Below are 26100 nucleotides of genomic sequence, written 5' to 3' on the forward strand. Positions count from 1 at the left end.
ACCATCGTTCGATTTTTTCATTGACGATGTGTGTCAGAATTGTTATCATAAACATGCATGAAAGACACGGCTGGATTTGACAACACTACAGCATAAAGCTAGAAGCTGTGCTTTATAGATCGTACCTCATATATTTCCGGAAATACGGTCCGGAAGTCTCTACCTGCTACCGTAAATGGCGGACTATGAGGGAAGATGACTGCATGATTATGAGCCTACGACATCGTATGCCTATTCGTCTTCTCTCAGTTAGCGGGAGAGGTGAATAGGCTTTTTTTACGGCAAAAAGAGGAAAGAGGGATTTGGATGGCAGAGATTGGAATCATCATGGGCAGCATCTCTGATTGGGAGACAATGGAGCATGCGTGCAAGCTTTTGGAAGAGCTGGAAATATCTTTTGAGAAAGAAGTGATTTCAGCTCATCGGACACCTGAGGATATGTTTGATTATGCAGCGAATGCTAGAGAAAGAGGCTTGAAGGTGATCATTGCCGGTGCAGGCGGTGCAGCTCATCTGCCAGGTATGGTAGCAAGTAAAACGACGTTGCCTGTGATTGGAGTACCAGTACAGACAAAAGCACTTGATGGGATGGACTCTTTGCTCTCTATCGTTCAGATGCCAGGCGGTGTTCCGGTAGCTACAGTAGCAATCGGAAAAGCAGGAGCTAAAAATGCCGGTATCCTGGCGGCCCAAATCCTCGGCACTCATAACAAACAAATTGCTGAGCGCCTGACTGCTTATCAGCAAGGTATGAAGAAACAAGTAGCAGAAATGAGGGATCAGCTTGCGACCAAATAATATCATCACTATCGGTATCCTTGGGGGCGGGCAGCTCGGCCGCATGATGGCGACAGCCGCAAAGCATATGGGATATCGAATCATTGTCCTCGACCCGGCGCATGATTGTCCAGCTGCACAGGTAGCGGACTTGCATATCGAAGCACCCTATGATGATAGAGACGCTATCCGAAAACTAGAGAGCTTAAGCGATGTTGTCACCTATGAATTCGAAAATGTCGATTTGGATGCAGCTAAACTGCTGGAGGAAAAGGGAAAGCTCCCGCAAGGTTCCCTTCTATTGGAAATCAGTCGAGATAGAGCAAATGAAAAGAATCTGATGAAAGAACTGGATCTTCCAGTAGCGCCTTTTACGATAGTGACAGACGAGAAGGAATTGCTGACAGCGGTTAGGGAAATCGGTTTTCCATCGGTCGTAAAAACGTGCCGAGGCGGATACGATGGCAAAGGACAGCTAAAACTGGAATCTAAGGAAGACCTGCAAGAAGCTGCTGCATTCGTTCGGCAGAATGGACGCTGCATTGTAGAATCATGGCTAACATTCGATAAGGAGATATCGATTGTACTGACAAGAGGCCAGGATGGAGAGATAACGTATTTCCCGGCAGCAGAAAATGAACACCGAGATCACATCCTTTATCGGACTATCGCACCTGCCAGCATTACGAACGAGGTAGCCGAGCAAGCACGTAACGCTGCTGGCAAGCTGGCGGAAGCAGCCGGAGTTGTCGGTACCTTTACCGTCGAGATGTTCGTCTCGGGTAATGAGCTTTATATGAATGAAGTGGCGCCGCGACCGCATAATTCCGGTCATTATACAATTGAAGCTTGTACGGTATCGCAATTCGAGCAGCATATCCGAGCAGTATGTGGTTTGCCGCTTTTGCCGGTCCATTTTATCGGGGCCGCCGTTATGATAAATTTATTAGGAGAAGAGCTGGACCAGTATTGGCAGCAGCCTGACAGACCACTAGCCCATATCCATGACTACGGCAAGCAAGAAGCAAAGCCAAAACGGAAAATGGGGCATTTCACAATGGTTGGGACGTCACGTAAGACCCTGCTGGATGAAAGCGACGCTTTTACACGATCACTAGGAGGAAACAAAGCATGATTGAACGTTATACAAGAGAAGAAATGGGTAGCATCTGGACGGATGAAAACAAATATAAGGCTTGGCTTGAGGTTGAGATCTTAGCATGCGAAGCGTGGAGTGACCTAGGCATCATCCCTGAAGCCGATGTAAAAGCATTGCGCGAAAATGCATCCTTTGATATCAATCGCATTTTGGAAATCGAGCAGGAAACACGTCATGATGTGGTTGCCTTCACTCGCGCTGTATCCGAAACATTGGGCGAAGAGCGGAAATGGGTGCATTACGGCCTGACATCCACGGATGTAGTAGATACTGCTTTATCGTATCTTTTGCTGCAGGCCAACCAAATCATCCGTAAAGGCATCGTCAATTTCATCGAGATCTTGGAAGCTAAAGCGAAGGAACATAAGCATACTGTCATGATGGGACGTACACATGGCGTGCACGCCGAGCCAACGACTTTCGGTTTGAAAATGGCGTTATGGTATGAAGAAATGAAACGTAATCTGGAGCGTTTTGACGCTGCAGCTGACACGATTCAATATGGCAAGCTTTCGGGTGCGGTCGGTACATATGCGAATATCGATCCGTATGTGGAGAAATACGTTACGAAGAAGCTAGGCTTGAAGCCGGCACCAGTATCCACGCAAACATTGCAGCGTGACCGACATGCACAATATGTGGGCACTCTGGCATTGATCGCAACTAGCATCGAGAAATTCGCGACTGAAATCCGCGGGCTTCAGAAAACTGAAACGCGTGAAGTGGAAGAGTTCTTCGCCAAAGGTCAAAAAGGTTCTTCTGCAATGCCGCATAAACGTAATCCAATCGGATCTGAGAACATGGTCGGTATGTCACGCCTGATCCGCGGTCACATGGTCACAGCCTACGAAAACGTTGCTCTTTGGCATGAACGCGATATCTCCCATTCATCTGCAGAGCGTGTCATCCTGCCGGATGCGACAATCGCGCTTGATTATATGCTGAGCCGCTTCTCCAATATCGTGAAGAATTTAACGGTCTTCCCTGAAAACATGAAGCGTAACATCGATCGGACCTACGGCGTTATTTTCTCCCAGCGTGTATTGCTTGCACTTATTGATAAAGGCATGAGCCGTGAACAAGCGTACGATATCGTTCAGCCGAAAGCGATGGAAGCGTGGGAGACAGAAACACAATTCAAACAGCTCATCGAAGCAACAACCGAAATCTCTGCCTTCCTTAGCCAGGAAGAAATTGATGACTGCTTCGACTATACGTACCACTTGAAAAATGTAGATCAGATTTTCCATAAGATCGGATTAGAATAATACTTTGACAAACGGGGTGGAGAATGTGAGAGGGAAATTGCTGTACGAAGGAAAAGCCAAGCAAGTGTTTCAATCAGCCGAAAATGAGCAAGAGCTCGTGCTGTCTTATAAAAATGATGCAACAGCATTCAATGGCAAGAAGAAAGCAAGCTTTGAAGGAAAAGGCCGCTACAACAATCTTATCTCGACCCATATTTTTGAATACTTGCAGAAGCAGGGCATATCATCGCATTTCATCAAGCCGCTCAGCGAGACAGAGCAGCTTGTGAAAAAGACGACGATCGTACCGCTCGAAGTAGTCGTTCGGAATGTTGCAGCAGGAAGCATTACGAGAAGGCTTGGTATTCCGGAGAAGACCGTTTTCCAACCCGTTTTGACAGAGCTTTACTATAAGGATGATAGTTTGGATGATCCGATCATCAATGATGCACATGCATTACTGCTGACGGATGTGAATGAAGAAGAACTTGCTTATATTAAGCAAGCAGCATTGGAGGTCAACCAGCATCTGCAGACGTTCTTTGACCGAGTAGGTCTGCAGCTGGTCGATTTCAAACTGGAATTCGGCCGTGACCAAGACGGCTCCATTCTTCTCTCTGATGAAATTTCCCCGGATACATGCCGGCTTTGGGACAAGGAGAATGGCGGCAAGATGGACAAGGATGTATTCCGTGAAGACCTTGGTAGCTTGATCGACGTATATGATGCAATTCTAAATCGACTGGAGGCAGCAAAATGAAAAAGGTAAAAATCTTTATCACGCTGAAAGAAGGGGTTTTGGACCCGCAAGGTAAGGCTGTACAGGAAGCATTGCAGGCAAATGGATTCCCGGATGTAGCAGATACTCGTGTCGGAAAGTACATCGAAATGACACTGCCGGATGAAGCGGATGTAGCACTGGAAGTACAGCGTATGTGTGATAAGCTGCTAGCCAATCCTGTCATGGAAGAATACAGCTATACAGTCGAGGAGGGTATACACTCGTGAAATTTGCTGTCATCGTCTTTCCAGGCTCCAACTGTGACCGGGATATGTACCATGCGGTCAAAGACGGTTTAGGAGAAGAAGCGGATCTAGTATGGTATGAAAATGCGAATCTGACAGACTATGATGCTATCTTGCTTCCGGGCGGATTCAGCTACGGTGATTATCTTCGCTCCGGAGCCATCGCATCTGTGTCCGATGTGCTGAACCAAATAAAGCAAAAGGCAGAAGCAGGCACGCCCGTCCTTGGTGTGTGCAATGGCTTCCAGATCTTATTGGAAACAGGCTTGCTGCCGGGTGCAATGCTGCGGAATGAAAAGCTGAAGTTCATGTGTCATTACGAAACCCTTGTTGTCGAAAGAGCCGATACGATGTTCACAAGCGGCTATGAAAAAGGCGAGCTAATTCAAATTCCGATTGCCCATGGTGAAGGAAATTACTATTGTGACGATAGAACACTGGAAGAGTTGAAGCAAAATAATCAGATTGTTTTTACTTACAAGAACAATCCGAATGGTTCTCGGGCTGATATCGCCGGAATCGTCAATAAAGCAGGTAATGTGCTAGGCATGATGCCTCACCCGGAACGAGCTGTCGAGGATCTGCTCGGTTCAAGCGATGGACTTGCAATGTTCCAATCCGTACTACAACACTGGAGGGAAATGTATGTTACAACAAGCTGAAATCAGTCCGGAAAAAATCGAACAGGATCGTTTGTACCGAGATATGGGATTGACAGATGAGGAATTCCAATCTGTAAAGAATATCCTTGGCAGACAGCCGAATTTCACAGAGACAGGCATTTTCTCCGTTATGTGGTCCGAGCATTGCAGCTACAAAACATCCAAGCCGCTATTGCGCAAATTCCCAACGGAAGGACCGCATGTCCTGCAAGGACCAGGTGAAGGTGCCGGAATTGTCGATATCGGTGATGACAAAGCGGTTGTATTTAAAATCGAAAGTCATAACCACCCATCTGCTGTCGAGCCTTACCAAGGCGCAGCGACCGGAGTTGGCGGTATCATTCGTGACGTATTCTCGATGGGAGCCCGGCCAATTGCACTACTGAATAGCTTGCGTTTCGGTAACCTGACGACACCGCGTGTTAAATATTTGCTTGAGGAAGTTGTCCACGGCATTGCTGGCTACGGTAACTGTGTCGGTGTACCGACTGTTGGCGGAGAAATTCAGTTTGATGCTAGCTACGAAGGCAACCCGCTCGTCAATGCAATGTGTGTCGGTTTGATCGACCAAAAGGATATCCAAAAAGGGATTGCTGCTGGTGTTGGTAATACAGTTATTTACGCAGGTGCTCCAACTGGACGTGATGGTATCCATGGTGCAACGTTTGCATCAGAAGACTTGAGCGAAGAATCTGAATCAAAACGTCCTTCTGTTCAGGTAGGTGATCCATTCATGGAAAAACTTTTGATCGAAGCTTGCTTGGAAGTGATCCAGCATGAAGCACTTGTAGGTATCCAGGATATGGGCGCAGCTGGTTTGACATCAAGTGCAAGTGAAATGGCGAGTAAAGCTGGTATGGGTATGGAAATGAACCTTGATCTTGTACCGCAGCGCGAACAGCACATGACGCCATATGAATTGATGCTGTCTGAATCCCAGGAGCGCATGCTGCTTGTCGTGAAGAAAGGCCAAGAGCAGGGCATCATCGAAGTATTCGAAAAATACGGACTACAAGCGGTTGCTGTAGGTACTGTAACGGATGACAAACAGTTCCGTCTTTTGCATCATGGTGAAGTTGCAGCAGAGATTCCGGTAGATAGTTTGGCTGAGGATGCACCAGTTTATTACAAAGAATCAAAGGTACCTGACTATTACACAGAATTCCAGTCTATCGATTATAAGCCAGTTGTCATGAATCATGCAGCGACGCTGAAGCAGCTTTTGCAGCAGCCGACGATTGCCAGCAAAGAATGGGTTTATGATCAATATGATTCCATGGTTGGTGCAAGTACGGTCGTCGCACCTGGAAGTGATGCGGCAATCGTGCGCGTACGCGGAACAGAGAAAGCAATTGCAATGACGACAGATTGTAATTCCCGCTATATTTATCTGGATCCAGAAACTGGCGGCAAGATTGCTGTGGCAGAAGCAGCTCGTAATATCATCAGTTCAGGTGCGAAGCCGCTTGCGCTGACAGATGGCTTGAATTTTGGAAACCCGGATAAACCAGAGAACTTCTGGCAAATGGAAAAAAGCGTTGATGGTATGAGCGCTGCATGTTTAGCATTGGGAACGCCAGTTATCAGCGGTAACGTATCGCTTTATAACGAGTCGAATCAGCAAGCAATTTTCCCGACACCTATCGTCGGAATGGTCGGCTTGGTAGAGAACCTGGCGCATGTAACGACAAGCCAGTTCAAGCAAGCTGGTGATGCTATCTATCTACTAGGTGAAACGAAGGCTGAATTCGGCGGAAGCGAGCTGCAGAATGTACTGGAAGGACGTTATTACGGTAAAGCACCTGCTATTGATCTAGATGTGGAAGCGAGCAACCAGCAAGCAGTACTAGCTAGCATTCAGCGAGGATTCATAGCATCTGCACATGATCTCGCAGAAGGCGGTCTTGCTGTTGCATTGGCAGAAAGTCTATTCGGTACAGAGCTTGGTGCTAAGGTAACAATCGACGGTGATATGACGGCAGCGCTTTTCAGTGAATCACAGTCACGCTTCCTTTTGACGGTTTCTCCAGAAAACCAGGCAGCTTTCGAACAGGCAGTGCCAGGAGCAAAGCAAATTGGTTTGGTAACAGAAGAAGCAGAGCTTGTAATTGAACAAGATGGACGATCCATCATCTCAGAAGCAGTACCGACACTCGAGGCACTTTGGAAAGGAGCTATTCCATGCTTGCTGAAATCAAAGGCTTGAATGAGGAATGCGGCGTCTTTGCGATATGGGGACATGAGAAAGCAGCAGAAGTGACGTACTACGGCCTTCATGCCTTGCAGCATCGCGGGCAGGAGGGAGCCGGTATCGTCACGACTGACCGGGAAAACCTTCATTTGCACAAAGGAATCGGCCTGATCAATGAGGTATTCTCCGAAGGACAGTTCAACAAGCTGAACGGCAATGCAGCAATCGGCCATGTCCGCTATGCCACTGCTGGCGGCGGAGGCTATGAAAACGTACAGCCGTTGCTGTTCCGCTCCCAGAAAGATAGCCTGGCAATCGCACACAACGGAAACCTCGTTAACGCATATGGACTGAAGCAGCAGCTGGAAGCACAGGGCAGCATTTTACAGACTTCTTCTGATACAGAGGTGATTGCCCATCTGATCAAGCGCAGCGGTCAGATAGAACTGGAAGAGGCAATCAAGTCGGCTCTCAGTATGGTCAAAGGTGCTTACAGCCTTACAATCCTTACTGAAACACAGCTGTTCGTAGCTGTCGATCCGAAGGGATTGCGTCCGTTGTCACTTGGCCGCCTTGGTGATGCATGGGTAGTTTCCTCTGAAACATGTGCATTTGATGTTACAGGAGCGGAATATGTACGTGAAGTGGAGCCAGGTGAATTGATAACAATCAGTGATGCTGGTCTTCATACGCAGCGTTTTTCTTCCACTCTTGAAAGATCGCTTTGTTCCATGGAGTATGTCTACTTCTCTCGCCCGGATTCCAATTTGAATGGCCAGAACGTGCATGCTTCCCGTAAAAAGATGGGGAAAGTGCTCTCGCAGGAAGCCCCGATTGAAGCGGATGTTGTAACAGGTGTTCCTGATTCAAGTATTTCAGCGGCTATCGGATTTTCAGAGGCTTCTGGCATTCCATATGAGCTTGGCTTGATCAAGAATCGCTATGTTGGCCGTACCTTCATCCAGCCTTCCCAGGAACTTCGTGAACAGGGTGTAAAAATGAAGTTATCGGCTGTACGCGGTATTGTCGAAGGAAAACGCGTCGTCATGGTTGATGACTCAATCGTGCGCGGAACGACAAGCAAACGGATTGTCCGGATGCTGAAGGAAGCTGGTGCAACCGAAGTGCATGTGCGTATCGCTTCTCCTCCGATTCAAAATCCATGCTTTTACGGTATTGATACGTCGACGACATCAGAGCTGATTGCGGCTAATCACAGCATTGAAGAGATGCGTGAGTTGATCGAAGCAGATTCATTATCTTTCCTATCAGTCGAGGGTCTGGAAGATTGCATCGTTGGTGACAACGATACGATGACACATGGTATTTGCAAGGCATGCTTTACAGGAAACTATCCAACTGAAATCTACCCGGATACCGTACTTCCGGCGTACAAATGTTAGGAGGGCAAGCATGAGCGAACTTTACAAGCAAGCCGGCGTGGATGTCGAAGCAGGCTATCGCGCAGTAGACTTAATGAAGAAACATATCAATCGTACGAACCGACCGGAAGTGATCGGGGGTGTCGGTGCGTTTGCAGGACTGTTTGACTTGTCGTCTTTCTCCTATAAAGAACCGGTACTTGTTTCCGGAACAGATGGAGTTGGTACGAAGCTGAAGCTGGCTTTTGATATGGATCAGCATGATACGGTAGGAATCGACCTTGTCGCTATGTGTGTGAATGACATCATCGCTCAAGGTGCACAAGCGTTGTTTTTCCTTGATTATATTGCCTGCGGCAAAAATGAACCGGAGAAGATCGAACAGATTGTCAAAGGTATTGCTGATGGCTGTGTTGAAGCAGGTGCTGCATTGATAGGCGGCGAAACAGCTGAAATGCCAGGTATGTATGGAGCAGAAGAATATGACTTGGCGGGCTTTGTCGTAGGTATTGGGGAAAAGGAGAAGCTGATCAGCGGTGCTGATGTTAAAGCAGGAGATGCGATTATTGGGATTGCTTCCAGTGGTCTGCATTCCAACGGCTTCTCTCTAGTGCGCCGTCTGATTGAGCAGCATGGTCTGAGACTGGACGAAGTGTACGCGCCATTTGATCGTCCATTAGGAGAAATCCTGCTTGAACCGACCAAAATCTATGCAAAAGCAGTACGTGCTGTCCAAGAGAAGATTGATATCCATGGTATCTCTCATATTACTGGCGGCGGCTTCCATGAAAACCTGCCGCGCGCAGTGCCAGAGGATCTTGGAGTCCGGATACAGACTGGAAGCTGGGAGCTGCCGGCTGTCTATGAATTCCTAATGGAAAAGGCAGAGCTAGTCTTTGAGGATATGCTCGGTGTTTTCAATACAGGAATCGGTATGGCACTAATTGTCTCTAAAGAAGATGCAGAAGAAACAGTTTCCATTCTGCGGGAGCTTGGCGAAAGCGCTTGGATCATCGGTGACGTGACGGATAAGACAGGCGTGGAGTTTTCCGCATGATTCCAGCTGCCGTTTTTGCTTCCGGCAGCGGCAGCAACGCAGAAGCGATTGTGCAGGCTGCCGAATTACCTTGTACAATCCAGCTGCTTGTTTGTGACAAACCGGAAGCACCTGTTATACAAAAAGCAAAAGAGTGGGAAGCGGAGATTTTTGTCTGCGATCCGAAAGCCTTTAAAGATAAGCAAGCCTATGAACAAGCTATCCTTACTAAGCTGGAGGAAAAACAGATTGAATGGATTTTTCTGGCGGGTTACATGCGCTTGATCGGACACACTCTGCTGGAGGCATATCCAGAGCGTATCCTGAACATCCATCCGTCGCTGCTGCCTGCATTTGCCGGCAAGGATGCGATCGGACAAGCCTTGGCTGCAGGTGTGAAGGTGAGCGGAGTGACGATTCATTTCGTTGACGCGGGAATGGATACTGGAAATATCATTGCCCAAGAAGCAGTTCCGGTCCTGGAAAATGATACACATCAAACCTTGCATCAGCGAATCCAAGCAATTGAGCACCGCCTTTATCCGGAAACGATTTCGTACATACTCAAAGAACAAGGTAGAAAGGAATGACTGCAATGCCACGTGCGTTAATCAGCGTATCAGATAAAACAGGTATCATCCCATTTGCCAAAGGATTGGCAGCATTGGATTATGACATCATTTCGACTGGAGGCACTTTGAAACAGCTTCAAGAAGCAGGCATTCCAGCTGTAGCGGTGTCTGACGTAACGAAATTTGATGAGATCATGGACGGACGTGTAAAGACGCTTCATCCAGCCATACACGGCGGTTTGTTAGCTAGAAGAGATGACGAAAGCCATATGCAGCAGCTGAAGGAGCGCGACATCACGCCAATTGATTTGGTCGTGGTGAATCTCTATCCGTTTAAAAATACGATTGAGAAGCCAGGTGTTACAGAAGCGGATGCCATCGAAAATATCGACATCGGCGGACCGACCATGCTTCGTTCGGCAGCCAAAAACTTTGCTGGTGTCACTGTCCTAGTTGATCCAGAAGATTACGACATGACATTGTCTGCATTACAGGAGGGTGAGCTTTCTTATGAAGCGAAACGCCGCTTAGCAGGTAAGGTATTCCGCCATACAGCAAACTATGATGCGATGATAGCGGGTTATTTTGCTGAGTTGAATGAAGAGCATGATACGGAAACATTGACACTGACATATGAAAAAGTCCAATCCTTGCGTTATGGGGAAAACCCGCATCAGGCAGCGGCATTCTACAAGGATCCAATCGTCAAAGGTGCTTCCATCGCAAATGCGAAGCAGCTGCATGGCAAGGAGCTTTCTTATAATAATATCCAGGATGCGAATGCAGCACTGGAGATCGTCATGGAGTTCCAAGAGCCTGCTGCTGTTGCAGTCAAGCATATGAACCCTTGCGGTGTCGGTATCGGAGAAACTATTTCGAATGCTTTCCGAAAAGCATTTGAAGCAGATCCGACATCTATTTTTGGCGGTATTGTTGCTTTGAACGGTGAAGTCGATAAAGATACGGCATTGCAGCTGAAGGAGATCTTCCTTGAGATTGTCATCGCGCCAAGCTTCACAGAAGAAGCATTGGCTTTATTGACGGAGAAGAAAAACATCCGTTTATTGGAGCTTGCTGCAGATAAAATCCGACAACCGAAAAAGGTCGTCAGCGTAAGCGGCGGTCTGCTTGTACAGGATTATGATGCAGGTGCTGTAACAGAAGCGGATCTCACTGTTGCGACTGACCGAAAGCCGACAGAAGACGAAATGAAGAATCTTCTCTTCGCCTGGAAAGTTGTGAAGCATGTGAAATCCAATGCCATCGTTGTGGCAAAGGATGATCAGACGATCGGTGTCGGGGCAGGACAAATGAATCGGGTTGGAGCTGCTAAAATCGCCTTGGAGCAGGCTGGTGAGAAAGCAGCAGGTGCGGTGCTCGCATCGGATGCATTCTTCCCGATGCCGGATACAGTCGAAGCGGCAGTGAAAGCTGGTGTGACAGCTATCATCCAGCCAGGCGGATCAAAACGTGACGAGGATTCTGTAGCTGTATGCAATGCGCACAATATTGCTATGGTTTACACAGATATGCGCCACTTCAAGCACTAATTGTCAGGGGGAGACATTGTGAGAGTTCTGGTTATAGGCAGCGGCGGCCGCGAGCATAGTATCGTCGCTAAGCTAGCTTCAAGTACTGAGGTAACGGCATTATACGCAGCACCAGGTAATGGCGGTATAGCCGACTTGGCCACTTGTGTGCCGATTGATGTAACAGCTGTGGAAGACCTGGTCCATTTTGCTAAGGAAGAACAAATCGACTGGACATTTGTCGGCCCGGAAATTCCGTTGCTTGCTGGTGTCGTCAACGCTTTCCAACAGGAAGGCTTGAATGTATTCGGACCAACAAAGGAAGCTGCTTTGATCGAAGGAAGCAAGGATTACGCTAAAAGCTTTATGCGTGTACATGCTATCCCTACTGCAGCCAGTGAGACTTTCTCTGATGCAGATAAAGCAAAAGCATATATTGCGAAAAAAGGTGCACCGATCGTTGTGAAAGCAGATGGGCTTGCTGCTGGTAAAGGTGTCGTAGTTGCCCAGACAGTTGAGCAAGCGCAGGAAGCTGTAGAAAGCATGCTGGTCGACAACCAGTTCGGCCAAGCGGGCAGCCTTGTTATTATCGAGGATTTCCTTGATGGCAAGGAATTTTCTCTAATGGCTTTCGTCAATGGGGAAAATGTTTATCCGCTTGTGCCTGCTCGTGACCATAAGCGCGTTTACGATAATGACCAGGGCCCGAATACAGGCGGTATGGGTGCATATGCACCAATTCCTGATTTACGGCAGACAGTGATTGATGAAGCAATCGAACGTATTCTGAAGCCTGCTGCTGCTGGACTTGTGAAAGAAGACCGTTCTTTTACAGGTGTTTTGTACGCCGGTCTTATCGAAACAACAGACGGACCAAAAGTGATTGAATTCAATGCCCGTTTCGGAGACCCTGAAACACAGGTCATCCTCCCGCTATTGGAGAATGATTTGCTGCAGGTCATGCAGGATGTAACAGCTGGCGAAGATCCTAAGCTGACGTGGAAGGATGCTTACGCTACCGGAACGGTCATCGCTGCAAGCGGCTACCCAGGAAGCTATGACAAGCAGCTTCCAATTCCTGACTTAACAGAGCTGCCGCAGGACGTTTACTGTATCCACGCCGGTACGGAAAAAACGGCAGACGGTTATCTTTCCAACGGAGGCCGCATCTTGTTCATCGGCTCTGTACACCATAATCGCACGGATGCGGTGGAAAGTGTCAAAACAGGACTTGAAATTTTTAAAGATAATCCGAATTTCCACTATCGGACTGATATTGGATTCGGGAAATAAAGGAAAGAAGAACTGGTATACGGGCCAGTTCTTCTTTTTTATTCTCCTTGGGAATCCTTTTCTTTCCCCTGGGAATCTTGCTCTTGATCTTGGGAATCCTGTTTATGCAAAAATTGATTGATGATGGTCATACTTGGGCAATAGCGTACGATTCCTTCCGCAATTTTCATTGCGCCTGCCAGCAAGGCTAAATGGGCGGATAACTTCCTCGGTCTTGTCACAAGAACAGCTGTTGCATATCCGACGATGCTGATTCCAGCAGTAATTCGGATCATCGCTTGTACTATCCCCATATTAGGTTTCAATTGTAGCCCCCCTTCCTTTTGTGGTCTTAGTTTCCCTGCTGCTTTCAGCGTTTATGCTAGTATAAAATTCCAATGCACGTCGTATTACGCAAATCCGCTCAGATGATGTATGATAAAAGATAAGGTAAGAAGCACATCCGTGCGTATGGGGGAGGGAAGCTGCATGCAGCTTGATAAGCTCCGTGGTGAGCATTTAGATGAATTATTTGAGGCGATTCTTTCATTAAAGGATATCGAGGAATGCTATCGCTTCTTCGACGACATTGCGACAATCAGCGAAATACAATCTCTTACACAGCGCCTTCAAGTGGCGAAGATGCTTCGTGCTGGAGCGACATATCATGCAATCGTCCAGGAAACGAGTGCATCGACAACGACGATCTCCCGCGTGAAACGCTGTCTTAATTATGGTAATGAGGGTTATAATACGGTACTTGAGCGTCTGGAAGAAAAAACAGAAGACTAAGGAGCTGACATTGGATGGTACGCTTTGGTGTTGTCGGAACGAACTGGATTACAGAAATTTTTCTGGAAGCAGCTAAAAAGGTCGAAAACTTCGAGTTGACGGCCGTCTACTCACGTAAGCTAGAAAAGGCGGAGGAATTCGCTAGTAAGCACAAAGCAGTACATACGTTCACCGACATTGAAGGAATGGCGGCGAGCGGAGAAATCGATGCCGTTTATATTGCGAGTCCAAATGCTTTGCATGCGGGACAGTCGAAGATCTTCATGCAGCATGGTGTTCATGTTTTATGTGAAAAGCCGCTTGCTTCCAATACTGCGGAAGTGAATGATCTGATACAAACGGCAAAGCAGCACGATGTGTTGCTGATGGAAGCGATGAAATCGACGTTTCTGCCGAACTTCCATGCCGTTCAGCAGAATTTATCGAAAATCGGAACGGTACGCAGATATGTGGCACAGCTTTGTCAGTACTCATCCCGCTATGATGCTTATCGACAAGGGACGATTCTGAATGCGTTCAATCCGGAACTTAGTAATGGAGCTACGATGGATATCGGGATCTATTGCTTGTATCCGCTTGTTGCACTGTTCGGTAAGCCGAAGGAAATCAAGGCGAGCGGAACTTTGCTTGAGTCCGGCGTGGATGGCCAAGCGACAATAACGCTGACGTATGATGGAATGGAGGCGGTTGTTTACTATTCGAAAATTACCAGCTCTACTTTACCATCTGAAATCCAAGGAGAAGATGCGACCATCAGGATCGACCATATCGGTCATTTTGAAAACGTTTCGATCCAATACCACGATAGCACAGAGGAAACCATCAGCGGTCCGCAGGATAACGACAATAACATGAGATATGAGATAGAGGAATTCGTGAACCTGATTCAATCAGGAAAACGGGAATCAAGTATCAACACACATGAACTGGCGCTGGCTGTAGCGGAAATCATGGAGAAAGCGCGAAGTCAGTTTGGCTTGATTTTCCCGGCAGATCGGATTCAATGACAAAAGAAAGCCTGGCAATTGGTTGCCGGGCTTTCTTCGTTCGTAAACTCTTCGTATTTCCTAGCCTTAACCACTAAATTATCAAGTCGATTTTTGCTATAATGGACGTTATGGAAGCAAGTAATGGAGGATATGCACGTGTATAACATGAAAGAGTGGCAACATATATTCAAGCTTGATCCGGCTAAGGAAATCGGTGACGAAGATTTGGAGAAAATCTGTGAATCCGGTACGGACGCTATCATTGTCGGCGGTACAGATAATGTGACGCTTGATGGTGTACTTGATTTGCTCGCGCGGATTCGCCGCCACACAGTTCCGGTGATTCTGGAGATCAGCACGATAGATGCGCTGACACCTGGTTACGATTTTTATTATGTGCCGATGGTGATGAACAGCAAGGATAAGCAATGGATCATGGGGCTGCATCATGAAGCAGTCAAGGCGTATCGGGATATGATGCACTGGGATGAAATCATGATGGAAGGCTACTGTGTCATCAATCCGGAAGCGAAGGTTTTCACACATACCCAATGCGAGCTGCCAACCGAAGAAGACACCGTTGCTTATGCGTATATGGCGGAGCATATGTACAAGCTCCCGATATTTTATCTGGAAAACAGCGGAGCGTATGCAGATCCTGCACTTGTAAGCAAGGTGAAAAATCAGCTTTCCAATACGTTGCTATTCTATGGAGGCGGCATCGCTTCCCCGGAGCAGGCAGCAGAGATGAAGCAATATGCTGATGTGATTATTGTCGGAAACAGCGTGTATGATAATATAAAGGCTGCCCTGAAGACAGTGGCAGCAGTAAAAGGGAAGAAATAAAGGCGGTGCAAACATGAGCCGATTGGCGAATGATTTAATAAAGGCTTTGAATAAAGAACAGGCAGAGGCGGTACAGCATACCGAAGGACCGCTCCTGATCATGGCAGGTGCCGGAAGCGGTAAGACACGAGTACTCACGAACAGGATTGCTTATTTACTTGGTGAGAAGGAAGTGTCGCCCCGCAGTATTTTGGCGATTACCTTCACAAACAAAGCAGCTCGTGAAATGCGGGAACGTGTACACAAATTAGTTGGAGATGAAGGCTCACAGATTTGGGTTTCGACTTTCCACTCTATGTGTGTACGCATTTTACGGCGTGATATAGACAGAATAGGATACAATAGCAATTTTTCCATACTGGATACAAGCGATCAGCTTTCTGTAATCAAGCAAGCGCTAAAACGGCTTAATCTAGATCCGAAGCAATACGATCCGCGTGCGATGCTTGGTGCCATCAGCTCAGCGAAAAACGAACTGATTACACCTGAACAATACAGCAAGGAAGCTGGAAGTGTCTACGAAAGAAAAGTGGCAGAAATATTTGACCTGTACCAGAAAACCTTGCGCCGCAATCAATCATTGGATTTCGATGATTTGATCATGCAGACAATACAGCTATTTGACCGGGTGCCAGAAGTGCTGCAATATTACCAGCGTCGTTTTCAGTACATCCATGTGGATGAGTATCAGGATACGAACCACGCACAGTATCGCTTGGTAAACCAGCTGGCATCCCGATATAAGAACCTTTGTGTAGTAGGGGATTCTGATCAATCCATCTATCGCTGGAGGGGTGCGGACATTACCAATATCCTTTCCTTCGAAAAGGATTATCCGAACGCGAAGGTCGTTATGCTCGAGCAGAACTATCGCTCGACGAAGACAATACTGGATGCAGCTAACAAGGTAATTGGCAACAATACAGGTCGTAAGCCGAAGAATCTTTGGACAGATAATATCGATGGCTCAAAGCTTCGTTACTATGAAGCAGCCACCGAGCGGGATGAAGCACTATATGTAACAGAGAAAATCGAAGAAATGGTCATGATGGAGAAAAAGCGGCATTACCGCGATATTGCTATCCTTTACCGGACGAATGCCCAGTCCCGATCCATTGAGGAAACGTTTGTAAAAGCGGGCGTGCCGTATCAAATGATTGGCGGCACGAAGTTCTATGACCGTAAAGAAATCAAAGACATGCTAGCTTACCTCCGTCTGATTGCCAATCCAGATGATGATATCAGCTTCGAGAGGGTGGTCAATGAACCAAAGCGAGGCATTGGTAAAACATCGATCGAAAAACTGCAGGCCTATGCGAATGAGCACGATATTTCCTTGTTCGATACGCTGAAGGAAGTTGATTTTACTGGTGTGAGCGCCAAAGCTGCCAATGCGCTTAGTGAGTTCGGAGCGATGATCAGCAACTGGAGCAAGCAGACTGAATTCCTGACTGCAACAGATATGGTCGAGCAGGTACTGGAAGGTTCCGGTTATGAGGAGATGCTGAAAGCAGAACGAAGCATCGAATCACAGAGCCGACTTGAGAACTTGGAAGAGTTCAAAACAGTAACAAAAAACTTCGAGCAGACGAGTGAAGATAAGACACTGGTTGCATTCCTGACAGATCTTGCGCTGATTGCAGATATCGATTCGATGGATGAAGATCCATCCAGCGATGATAAAGTCATCCTTATGACACTGCATGGTGCCAAGGGGCTTGAGTTTCCAGTCGTATTCCTGATTGGGATGGAAGAGAATGTATTCCCGCATAGCCGTTCACAAATGGATGAAACAGAGATGGAAGAAGAACGCCGCCTTGCTTATGTCGGCATCACTCGTGCAGAAGAGGAGTTATTCCTCACGCACGCTAAGATGCGGACATTGTTCGGACGGACGAATATGAACCCTGTCAGCCGTTTTATCGGTGAAATTCCGAATGAATTGCTGGAAGGCATCCAAGAAACAAAACAGAATCCGTTTGGACTTGGAAGCGGCCGTCAAGTGGCTAAACCACAGGAGCAAAAGCGTATCGTACGCAAGCCGAAGCCAAAATCCGGAGCGGACGCTCTCGGATGGGGACCTGGCGACAAGGCCGTCCATAAGAAATGGGGCGAAGGAACAGTAGTCAAGGTCAATGGAGAAGGAGAAGCGATGGAGCTTGATATCGCCTTTCCTGCGCCAGTAGGCATCAAACGGCTCCTTGCTTCATTCGCACCGATCACAAAAGCTTAACTGAGGTGGCAAGCATGAACAAAGAAGAAGCAATTCTAGAGCTTGCGGATTTGCGCAAGAAGCTCAATCAATATAATTATGATTATCATGTTCTCGATAATCCACAGGTGTCTGATTATGAATACGACCAGACATTGAAACGGCTGCTTGATATCGAAGCGAAATTTCCCGACCTTATCACAAGTGACTCGCCTTCCCAGCGTGTTGGCGGGACTCCGCTTGAATCATTCAACAAAGTGGAGCATCGCGTGCCGATGCTATCCTTGGGCAATGCGTTCAACGAAGAAGACTTGCGAAGCTTTGATAAGCGGGTCCGGAACGGCTTGGAGACAGATGACTATTCCTATATCTGTGAGCTGAAGATTGATGGACTGGCTGTATCCCTTCGCTACGATAACGGAGAGTTCGTCCAAGGAGCAACACGTGGCGACGGTACGACTGGTGAGGATATTACCCAGAATCTACGGACAATTCGCAGCATCCCGCTTCGAATTGATTTAGAGGAAGCAATCGAGGTGCGCGGAGAGGCATTTATGCCGCAAAAGTCCTTTGCAGCTCTGAATGCCCAGAAGGAAGAAAACGGAGAAGCGCCTTTTGCGAATCCGCGTAATGCAGCAGCTGGGTCTTTGCGTCAGCTTGATCCGAAGATTGCTGCCAGCCGAAATCTGGACGTCTTCCTCTATGGCTCCGGTCAATGGGAGACCAATAATCTGGATTCCCATAGCGGATTGCTCGACTACTTGGGGCAGCTAGGCTTCAAGACAAATAAAGAACGCCGCCGCTGCCAAACAATCGAGGAAGTACTTGCTTATGTCGAGGAATGGAGCGCCAAACGACGTGAACTGAGCTACGAAATCGATGGTATCGTAATCAAAGTGGACAAGCGTGAACAGCAGGATGAACTTGGCTTTACGGCCCGCACACCGCGCTGGGCAATTGCATACAAATTCCCAGCTGAGGAAGTGACGACGAAGCTGTATGATATCGAGCTGAATGTCGGGCGTACTGGTGTCATCACACCGACAGCATTGCTGGAGCCAGTCCGAGTGGCAGGAACGACAGTACAGCGCGCAACCTTGCATAATGAAGATCTGATTCGCGAAAAGGATATTCGAATCGGGGATACGGTTGTCATTAAAAAGGCCGGTGACATCATTCCAGAAGTAGTGCGTGTCGTTACTGATGCACGTACAGGAGAAGAGAAGGAATTCCATATGCCGGAGCACTGTCCGGAATGCGGCAGTGAGACTGTTCGTTTGGAGGAAGAAGTGGCTCTGCGCTGTATCAATCCGAACTGTCCGGCACAGCTCGTCGAAGGGCTGATTCATTTTGTTTCCCGTAATGCCATGAACATTGATGGACTAGGGGAGAAGGTCATCACCCAGCTGTATCGTGCTGAATTGGTGCACACCATTGATGATTTGTACAAACTCGACCGGGATGCTTTACTTGGTTTGGAGCGTATGGGCGAGAAGTCGGTGGACAATCTGCTCAAATCAATTGAAGCGTCCAAGGAAAATTCGCTTGAACGTTTATTGTTCGGGCTGGGCATCCGCTTTGTCGGAGCGAAAGCCGCGAAAACATTGGCGCAAGCCTTTGAAACGATCGACAGATTGCAGCAGGCAACCGTTGAGGAGCTTGTTGCGATTGATGAAATCGGCGAGAAAATGGCTGATTCCATTTATCAGCATTTCCAGGAAGACAAAGTTACCCAACTGATTGAAGAGCTGAAAGCTGTAGGCGTCAATATGACATATAAGGGCATCAATCCGCAGGAAGTAACCAGTGACAGCATCTTCAGCGGCAAAACCATCGTTTTGACCGGTAAAATGGACGCTCTCACAAGACCAGAGGCAAAAGAGAAAATCGAAGCACTTGGTGGCATTGTAACTGGCAGTGTCAGCAAAAAGACAGATTTATTGATTGCAGGCGAGGATGCTGGATCGAAATATGATAAAGCAGAGAAGCTCGGTATAGAGATATGGAATGAAGCACGTCTGATCGAAGCGTTACAGGAATAGAGAGGAGAAACACATGAAGAAATTAGCAGGTGTTCTGTCTATAGGAGCACTCGTATTGCTGGTAAGCTGCGGGCCGTCTGGCGGCGGGGAAGAGGAAGTGAAGCAGGAAACGGCAGATGGCGGGGAAAAAACATCCGTCGTTTCCAGCTACAATTTCTCTGACGAAGAATACAAAGTATTGCTGCCTTATGAGAGCGGTAAATCAAAAGGTGTCGTCAACTATGAGACTAGCGCAGCTCGCGGCGTAATCATCAACCAGATTGCCAACCGTTTGGATATTGACGAAGTCGAAGAGGGGCTTCGCAACCATTCGAAGGATGTATTCAGTCCGGAAGATTACTATTTCCGTGAAGGTCAAATGCTCGATAGTGATACACTTTACAGCTGGATCGGCCGTTATGCCAAGGCACAGGACAAGACCGATGATGAAAAAGCCAAGGAGCTTGGCCTTAATCCGGAATTGAACGAAGATAAAGCATCGGAAAAGGATTTCCGTGATAATCCGAAGTATCTATCGCATATCCTGGAGCAGGATTATATGGTCGAGGATGATAACGGGGATATCAAGCTGGGCGGAGTCTCCATCGCTCTTGCGATGAAGTCGGAATACCAGTTTACGACTGGTGGCAAAGGTCCTTACCGGGAGGATATCCCGCAGGATGAAATGCTTGCGCAAGCGAATGAAATGGCCAAGAAGATTGTCGAAAGAATGCGCGGTATCGACGGCTTAAGCGAAGTTCCAATTCATATCGCGGTGTATCGGGAAGCCAAGAAGGAATCTGTCGTGCCAGGTAACTTCGTTGCTGAAACGACTGTAGATAAAGGCAGCAGCTCGGTCGGGGATTGGGATAAGATCGACGAAAAGAACGTCTTATTCCCTTCTGATGATGCACAGGAGAATTTCCCTGATGAAAGTCAATATATTTCCGCTTTCACTACGAAGGTGGCAAGCTTCTTCCCGAACTACACAGGAATGGTTGGCAGAGGATTCTACCAAAATGACGAGCTTAAGAAGCTGACGATCGATATTCCGATTCAATTTGAAGGGAACGCTGAAGTCGTTGCATTCACGCAGTATGCGTACAGCCAGATCATGGATATCTTCCCGAACTATTATGACCTGGAAATCAACATCACCTCGAATGATCAAACGGAAGCAATCATCACGAGGGAGCACGATACGAAAGAACCTGAAGTTTACATCCTTAATTAAAGCAGCCATAACAGAAGAGACAAAACAATACATTTTTAGACAAGACTAGGAAAGTATCACCAGGAAATAGGTATAGAAGCACATGCTTCAATCCCTACTTTCCCAATATACTTAAAGCTGGGATGTGTTAGAATGAAAACAGGAACACATCCCAGCAATGGTCTTGGGCACAAGCTCTTACGCGGAAAGAAATAAACATGTTTCGAGGTGTAGCCCACATGGAAATAGGCCCTTTAATTAAACTACATAGAATCAAGCAAAACATGACGCAAGAAGACCTAGCAGCGGGCATTGTTTCGGAATCCTACCTGTCCAAAATCGAAAACCAGAAAACTGACGCCAGTCCAGAAGTCATTACGTTGTTATGCGAAAGACTCGGAATCCAGCTTAACGCAGAGAACGAGGATATGATCAAGGAAAAGGCTGAGGAATGGTACGGCATGCTGTATGAAGTGCACAATGCCGACGAACGAAGACAGCGGTTCGAGGAACTTGAAACACTGTTCAAAGCGAATAATTCCGACCATGAGATGTTGTTCGAAATACAGAAGATTAGGTTTTTTTGGTGGAAGGCAGAGTACAGGAAGCGAAGGAGCAGATTGAACGTTTAGAACAAGTTCAGAACTCTTTTGATGCACGTCAAGCTTTTTATTGGAATAAATTTGTTGGGAATTATTACCATATGGAGTTATCCGAATTTCCTAAAGCACTCAATTTATACCAGGAAGCTGAGTCTATTATGGAAACATTAGATCTTCTCGATGATGAAAAGGCAGATCTCTTATATGTAATAAGTATCCTACACAGTAAGTTGGTTAATGATCTTAGTGCTTTAGAATATGCTAACAAAGCGTTAGCTATTTTTAGAAATAGCTATAAATTTGTACGTTGTGCACAGTGTCATATAATACTAGGTATTGCTTATAGAAGACTTCATATGCTTGAAGAGGCAATTAAGCAGTATAATCTAGCAAAACATCTAGGCGAAATTACAGAATCTCATGACGTTATTCAACTGACTAACCATAACTTGGGTTATTTACATTCAAGGGGCGGAAATTCAGATGAGGCAATTAAGTATTTCAAGATAGCATTTGATATCGAGGATGCCCATAGCAGTTACAAATTAACGACCGTTATGGCTTTAATCAGGGAATACATTTTGACTAGAGACTATTTCAACGCGAAGGATTATATAAATCAAGCTGAAGTCATATTGCAAAAACAAAAAGTAATTCCAAGTCAGATATTAATAGAGTTGGATGTATTCAAAGCAATAGTTGAGAAACGATTCGATGATTATGAACAGCTCATGACTAATAAATTGATACCTTACTTACAAGAGCAACAAGAAAGTGTTCACCTTATAACATATTCGAGTATGATAGCTGCACACTTCGAAGAGATAAAAAAATATAAAAATGCAGCATATTATTATAAATTGGCAAGCAAATCTTATGATGATTTATTAAAAATCTAGGAGGTTTTAATTATGAAAAAGTTTTTGCTTACTGCGGCGGTTCTATTGACTTTAGGTGCTAGTGTTGTCTTGGCTGAATCTTATCAAGAAGATAGTGCATTTGATAGTCAACCACGCGCTTACACAATCATAAATCTACCATTCTAAAAATGCAGCTAAATCTGCATTTTTTTCTTTTTGTAAGAAGGAGTTTCCAATCCTTCGCCGAATAAGTACATCATGTACTATTTCCCTTAAGTAAGACCCTCAATCGCCCGCTTTATTTTCGGATAAGGCGGGCTTTTTCTTTTTCTTGTGCTTGACTTCGTTTGGCGGTCAAAACGTGCTAAAATAGTTATATGTTATAGTCTGGTTGCTTTACGGCAGCTCCTTTTGCTATGATCATTTTTATATACATGTAAGGTGAATTCCGGAGGTGACAGTATGTCAGAGATTACGAAAGAACAGGTGTTGCATGTAGCGCATTTGGCGCGTCTTGCAATTACTGATGAAGAAGCAGAAAAAATGACGAAGGAACTTGATGCGATTATCGGGTATGCCGAGCTTTTGAATGAGCTTGATACAGATAACGTGGAGCCTACGACGCACGTGCTTGATTTGAAGAACGTTATGCGTGAGGATGAACCGCGCAAGTGGATCGACCGGGAGGATGCATTGAAAAATGCACCGGATCAGAAAAATGGCCAGTTCCGTGTGCCGTCGATTTTGGACTGAGGAGGAAGATTATGTCTTTGTTTGATTATACATTGAAAGAATTGCAGGAAAAGCTACATAACAAAGAGATCACAGTAACGGATCTTGTGGATGCTTCCTACGCGCGTATCAAGGAAGTAGACGATGAAGTGAAAGCTTTCTTGACGCTTGATGAAGAAAATGCACGTGCAGCTGCAAAGGAATTGGACGGGCAGGGCGGCGACAACCCGCTATTCGGTATTCCTATCGGTATCAAGGATAATATCGTAACAAAAGGTCTTCGTACAACTTGTGCGAGTAAGTTCCTAGATAACTTCACAGACCCGCTTTACGATGCGACAGTTGTTTCCAAGCTTAAGGATAAGAAAACTGTTACAATCGGTAAATTGAACATGGATGAATTTGCGATGGGTTCTTCCAATGAGAACTCCGCTTACTTCACAACACGCAACCCATGGAACACAGATTATGTTCCTGGCGGTTCCAGCGGTGCGTCCGCAGCTGCTGTAGCTGCAGGAGAGGTATTCTTCTCCCTAGGTTCCGATACAGGCGGTTCCATCCGTGAACCAGCAGCATTCTGTGGTGTAGTTGGCCTGAAGCCTACATACGGTCTTGTATCCCGTTTCGGTCTTGTTGCATTCGCATCTTCTCTTGATCAAATCGGTCCGATGACTCGTACGGTTGAAGATAACGCACACTTGCTGCAAGCAATCGTAGGTCATGATGAAATGGATTCCACTAGTGCAGACGTGGAAATCCCGAACTATACAGAAGCTTTGAAACAAGATGTGAAAGGTTTGCGCATTGCCGTTCCTTCCGAGTATCTTGGCGAAGGTGTTTCTGATGAAGTGCGTGAATCCATCAAGGCTGCATTGAAAGTATATGAAGATCTTGGCGCAACTTGGGAAGAAGTTTCCCTGCCGCACTCCCGTTATGCAGTAGCAGCATACTACTTGCTATCTTCTTCAGAAGCATCTGCTAACTTGGCGCGTTTTGACGGTGTCCGTTATGGTGTTCGCTCTACACAAGCGGAAAACATGATCGATGTATTCAAATATTCCCGCCGCGATGGTTTCGGTGAGGAAGTAAAACGCCGTATCATGCTTGGTACGTTCGCTCTTAGCTCCGGCTATTATGATGCGTACTACAAAAAAGCACAAAAAGCACGTACATTGATCAAAAACGATTTTGACAAAGTGTTCGAGGACTATGATGTCATCGTTGGACCAACAACTCCGACTCCAGCTTTCAAAGTTGGCGAAAAAGTAGAAGATCCATTGACTATGTACGCAACTGATATCCTGACAATCCCTGTAAACCTTGCAGGCGTACCAGGAATCTCCCTGCCTTGCGGATTCTCCAGTGAAGGGCTGCCGATTGGCTTGCAGATCATCGGGAAGCACTTTGATGAGGCGACGATCTACCGCGCTGCTTATGCATTTGAGCAAGCGACAGATCATCACAAACAGAAACCGGCATTGGGAGGCGTAAAAGGATGAATTTCGAAACTATCATCGGACTCGAAGTACACGTGGAGCTGAAAACGAAATCTAAAATCTTCAGCCCGAGCCCAAATGCATTCGGTGCCGCACCAAATGAAAACACCAACCCAATCGACCTTGGGTACCCAGGTGTGCTTCCAGTCTTGAATAAAGAAGCAGTGAACTTTGCTATGAAAGCTGCGATGGCACTGAACTGTGAAATCGCGACACATACAAAATTCGACCGGAAGAACTACTTCTATCCGGATAACCCGAAAGCTTACCAGATCTCACAATTCGATCAGCCAATCGGAGAGAATGGCTGGATTGAAATCGAAGTGGACGGTTATACAAAGAAAATCGGTATCACACGTATCCATATGGAAGAGGACGCTGGTAAACTGTCTCACACAGGCGACGGCTACTCCCTTGTCGATTACAACCGTCAAGGAACTCCATTGATCGAAATCGTGTCTGAGCCAGATCTTCGTACACCAGCTGAAGCGTATGCTTACCTTGAGAAGCTTCGCAACATCATCCAGTACACTGGCGTATCTGATGTGAAGATGGAAGAAGGTTCCCTGCGCTGTGACGCCAACATTTCCCTTCGTCCGATCGGACAAGAGAAATTCGGTACAAAAGCAGAGCTGAAGAACTTGAACAGCTTCGCCTTCGTTCAAAAAGGTCTGGAGTTTGAAGAAAAACGCCAGCAGAAGGTATTGCTTGCTGGAGGAGAAATCCTGCAGGAAACTCGCCGTTATGATGAGTCTACAAAAGAGACGATTCTGATGCGTGTTAAAGAGGGTTCTGACGATTACCGTTACTTCCCGGAACCGGATCTTGTACCATTGTACATCGACGACGCTTGGAAAGAACGCATTCGTGCATCCATCCCTGAGCTTCCAGATGCTCGTAAAGCCCGCTACGTAAATGAGCTTGGCTTGCCTGCTTATGATGCCATGGTGTTGACGCTAAGCGTGGAAATGTCCGACTTCTTCGAGGCGACATTGAAAGCTGACGCTGATCCGAAAGCTGCTTCCAACTGGCTGATGGGTGAGGTTTCTGCGTATTTGAACAAACAGCAGAAAGACCTTGCTGATACAGCTCTAACGCCAGAAGGACTAGCTAAAATGATTACATTGATTGAAGATGGCACTCTTTCCTCTAAACTAGCGAAGAAAGTATTCGCGGAGCTTATTGAAAATGGTGGCGATCCACAGCAGATTGTAAAAGACAAAGGACTTGTCCAAATCTCTGATGAAGGTCAGCTGACAGAAATCATTACAGCGATCCTTGATCAAAATGAACAGTCTGTTGTTGACTTCAAGAACGGGAAAGACCGTGCACTCGGCTTCCTAGTCGGCCAAGTCATGAAACAGACAAAAGGCCAAGCCAACCCGCCGATGGTAAACAAAATCCTGATTGCGGAAATGAATAAACGCTAATAAAAAACCCCGCCTTTTGGCGGGGTTTTTTATTGTGTTGAAATTTTTAAGGTC

General features: G+C 46.6%; 25 protein-coding genes and 1 riboswitch. Of the genes, 24 read left to right on the plus strand and 1 reads right to left on the minus strand.

Annotation, left to right across the window (positions count from 1 at the left end):
• The first annotated feature begins 106 nt into the window (after positions 1–106).
• A riboswitch (purine riboswitch) is annotated at positions 107–206 on the plus strand.
• A 100-nt stretch (positions 207–306) separates the two neighbouring features.
• The 12 genes from purE to purD are packed head-to-tail and all read left to right on the plus strand — an operon-like array spanning position 307 to position 12874.
• Complete coding sequence (gene purE / locus CHH91_RS10705) at positions 307–798, plus strand: 5-(carboxyamino)imidazole ribonucleotide mutase (RefSeq protein WP_095223431.1); 492 nt, start codon at positions 307–309, stop codon at positions 796–798.
• The gene (gene purK, locus CHH91_RS10710) at positions 785–1912 is read left to right on the plus strand and encodes a 5-(carboxyamino)imidazole ribonucleotide synthase (protein ID WP_095223432.1); all 1128 of its coding nucleotides are present in this window, start codon (positions 785–787) and stop codon (positions 1910–1912) included. The genes purE and purK overlap by 14 nt, the downstream gene beginning before the upstream one ends.
• The gene (purB, locus tag CHH91_RS10715; protein ID WP_095223433.1) at positions 1909–3204 is read left to right on the plus strand and encodes an adenylosuccinate lyase; all 1296 of its coding nucleotides are present in this window, start codon (positions 1909–1911) and stop codon (positions 3202–3204) included. The genes purK and purB overlap by 4 nt, the downstream gene beginning before the upstream one ends.
• A gap of 25 nt (positions 3205–3229) precedes the next feature.
• Positions 3230–3943: a phosphoribosylaminoimidazolesuccinocarboxamide synthase gene (gene purC / locus CHH91_RS10720; protein ID WP_095223434.1), complete on the plus strand. Its 714-nt coding sequence runs from the start codon at positions 3230–3232 to the stop codon at positions 3941–3943.
• Positions 3940–4191 carry a phosphoribosylformylglycinamidine synthase subunit PurS gene (gene purS, locus CHH91_RS10725; protein WP_095223435.1) on the plus strand — a complete coding sequence of 84 codons (252 nt, stop codon included), beginning with the start codon at positions 3940–3942 and terminating at the stop codon, positions 4189–4191. The genes purC and purS overlap by 4 nt, the downstream gene beginning before the upstream one ends.
• A complete protein-coding gene (purQ, locus tag CHH91_RS10730) occupies positions 4188–4871 on the plus strand; it encodes a phosphoribosylformylglycinamidine synthase subunit PurQ (RefSeq protein WP_095223436.1) in 684 nt (227 codons plus the stop codon). Before purS ends, purQ begins: the two co-directional genes overlap by 4 nt.
• Entirely contained in the window at positions 4855–7077 is a 2223-nt protein-coding gene (purL, locus tag CHH91_RS10735; RefSeq protein WP_095223437.1) for a phosphoribosylformylglycinamidine synthase subunit PurL, read from the plus strand. The genes purQ and purL overlap by 17 nt, the downstream gene beginning before the upstream one ends.
• Entirely contained in the window at positions 7053–8465 is a 1413-nt protein-coding gene (purF, locus tag CHH91_RS10740) for an amidophosphoribosyltransferase (RefSeq protein WP_095223609.1), read from the plus strand. Before purL ends, purF begins: the two co-directional genes overlap by 25 nt.
• Before the next feature lie 10 nt (positions 8466–8475).
• Positions 8476–9501, plus strand: coding sequence for a phosphoribosylformylglycinamidine cyclo-ligase (gene purM, locus CHH91_RS10745; RefSeq protein WP_095223438.1), 1026 nt, complete (start codon positions 8476–8478; stop codon positions 9499–9501).
• Positions 9498–10070, plus strand: coding sequence for a phosphoribosylglycinamide formyltransferase (gene purN, locus CHH91_RS10750; protein ID WP_095223439.1), 573 nt, complete (start codon positions 9498–9500; stop codon positions 10068–10070). The genes purM and purN overlap by 4 nt, the downstream gene beginning before the upstream one ends.
• 5 nt (positions 10071–10075) lie before the next feature.
• The gene (purH, locus tag CHH91_RS10755) at positions 10076–11602 is read left to right on the plus strand and encodes a bifunctional phosphoribosylaminoimidazolecarboxamide formyltransferase/IMP cyclohydrolase (protein ID WP_095223610.1); all 1527 of its coding nucleotides are present in this window, start codon (positions 10076–10078) and stop codon (positions 11600–11602) included.
• Positions 11603–11620: 18 nt separating this feature from the next.
• On the plus strand, positions 11621–12874 hold the full coding sequence (gene purD / locus CHH91_RS10760; protein ID WP_095223440.1) for a phosphoribosylamine--glycine ligase: 1254 nt from the start codon (positions 11621–11623) through the stop codon (positions 12872–12874).
• Between the two features lie 38 nt (positions 12875–12912).
• Here purD and CHH91_RS10765 read toward each other — a convergent pair whose 3' ends face one another.
• Entirely contained in the window at positions 12913–13179 is a 267-nt protein-coding gene (locus CHH91_RS10765; RefSeq protein WP_095223441.1) for a YgaP family membrane protein, read from the minus strand.
• A gap of 163 nt (positions 13180–13342) precedes the next feature.
• Between CHH91_RS10765 and CHH91_RS10770 the strand changes: the two genes are divergently transcribed.
• From CHH91_RS10770 to gatB, 12 genes are all read left to right on the plus strand, one after another.
• The gene (locus tag CHH91_RS10770; RefSeq protein WP_095223442.1) at positions 13343–13645 is read left to right on the plus strand and encodes a YerC/YecD family TrpR-related protein; all 303 of its coding nucleotides are present in this window, start codon (positions 13343–13345) and stop codon (positions 13643–13645) included.
• A gap of 14 nt (positions 13646–13659) precedes the next feature.
• Complete coding sequence (locus CHH91_RS10775) at positions 13660–14652, plus strand: Gfo/Idh/MocA family protein (RefSeq protein WP_095223443.1); 993 nt, start codon at positions 13660–13662, stop codon at positions 14650–14652.
• 138 nt (positions 14653–14790) lie between these two features.
• Positions 14791–15480: a heptaprenylglyceryl phosphate synthase gene (gene pcrB, locus CHH91_RS10780; RefSeq protein ID WP_095223611.1), complete on the plus strand. Its 690-nt coding sequence runs from the start codon at positions 14791–14793 to the stop codon at positions 15478–15480.
• A gap of 13 nt (positions 15481–15493) precedes the next feature.
• Positions 15494–17713, plus strand: a complete 2220-nt coding sequence (gene pcrA / locus CHH91_RS10785; RefSeq protein WP_095223444.1) for a DNA helicase PcrA — start codon at positions 15494–15496, stop codon at positions 17711–17713.
• 14 nt (positions 17714–17727) lie between these two features.
• On the plus strand, positions 17728–19734 hold the full coding sequence (gene ligA / locus CHH91_RS10790) for an NAD-dependent DNA ligase LigA (protein WP_095223445.1): 2007 nt from the start codon (positions 17728–17730) through the stop codon (positions 19732–19734).
• A 13-nt stretch (positions 19735–19747) separates the two neighbouring features.
• The gene (locus CHH91_RS10795) at positions 19748–20947 is read left to right on the plus strand and encodes a CamS family sex pheromone protein (protein ID WP_095223446.1); all 1200 of its coding nucleotides are present in this window, start codon (positions 19748–19750) and stop codon (positions 20945–20947) included.
• 218 nt (positions 20948–21165) lie between these two features.
• Positions 21166–21558 (plus strand): helix-turn-helix domain-containing protein, encoded by a 393-nt coding sequence (locus CHH91_RS10800; protein ID WP_176465759.1) that lies wholly within the window; start codon positions 21166–21168, stop codon positions 21556–21558.
• Positions 21510–22427: a tetratricopeptide repeat protein gene (locus tag CHH91_RS10805; protein ID WP_141234154.1), complete on the plus strand. Its 918-nt coding sequence runs from the start codon at positions 21510–21512 to the stop codon at positions 22425–22427. The genes CHH91_RS10800 and CHH91_RS10805 overlap by 49 nt, the downstream gene beginning before the upstream one ends.
• Positions 22428–22439: 12 nt before the next feature.
• The gene (locus CHH91_RS21250; RefSeq protein ID WP_286160752.1) at positions 22440–22574 is read left to right on the plus strand and encodes a hypothetical protein; all 135 of its coding nucleotides are present in this window, start codon (positions 22440–22442) and stop codon (positions 22572–22574) included.
• A 276-nt stretch (positions 22575–22850) separates the two neighbouring features.
• Positions 22851–23141, plus strand: a complete 291-nt coding sequence (gene gatC / locus CHH91_RS10810) for an Asp-tRNA(Asn)/Glu-tRNA(Gln) amidotransferase subunit GatC (RefSeq protein WP_093727350.1) — start codon at positions 22851–22853, stop codon at positions 23139–23141.
• Positions 23142–23152: 11 nt separating this feature from the next.
• The gene (gatA, locus tag CHH91_RS10815) at positions 23153–24619 is read left to right on the plus strand and encodes an Asp-tRNA(Asn)/Glu-tRNA(Gln) amidotransferase subunit GatA (RefSeq protein ID WP_095223449.1); all 1467 of its coding nucleotides are present in this window, start codon (positions 23153–23155) and stop codon (positions 24617–24619) included.
• The gene (gene gatB, locus CHH91_RS10820; protein WP_095223450.1) at positions 24616–26046 is read left to right on the plus strand and encodes an Asp-tRNA(Asn)/Glu-tRNA(Gln) amidotransferase subunit GatB; all 1431 of its coding nucleotides are present in this window, start codon (positions 24616–24618) and stop codon (positions 26044–26046) included. Before gatA ends, gatB begins: the two co-directional genes overlap by 4 nt.
• The last annotated feature ends 54 nt before the right edge of the window (positions 26047–26100 follow it).

The sequence above is a fragment of the Virgibacillus sp. 7505 genome, assembly GCF_002272135.1.
GTDB lineage: Bacteria > Bacillota > Bacilli > Bacillales > Amphibacillaceae > Terribacillus.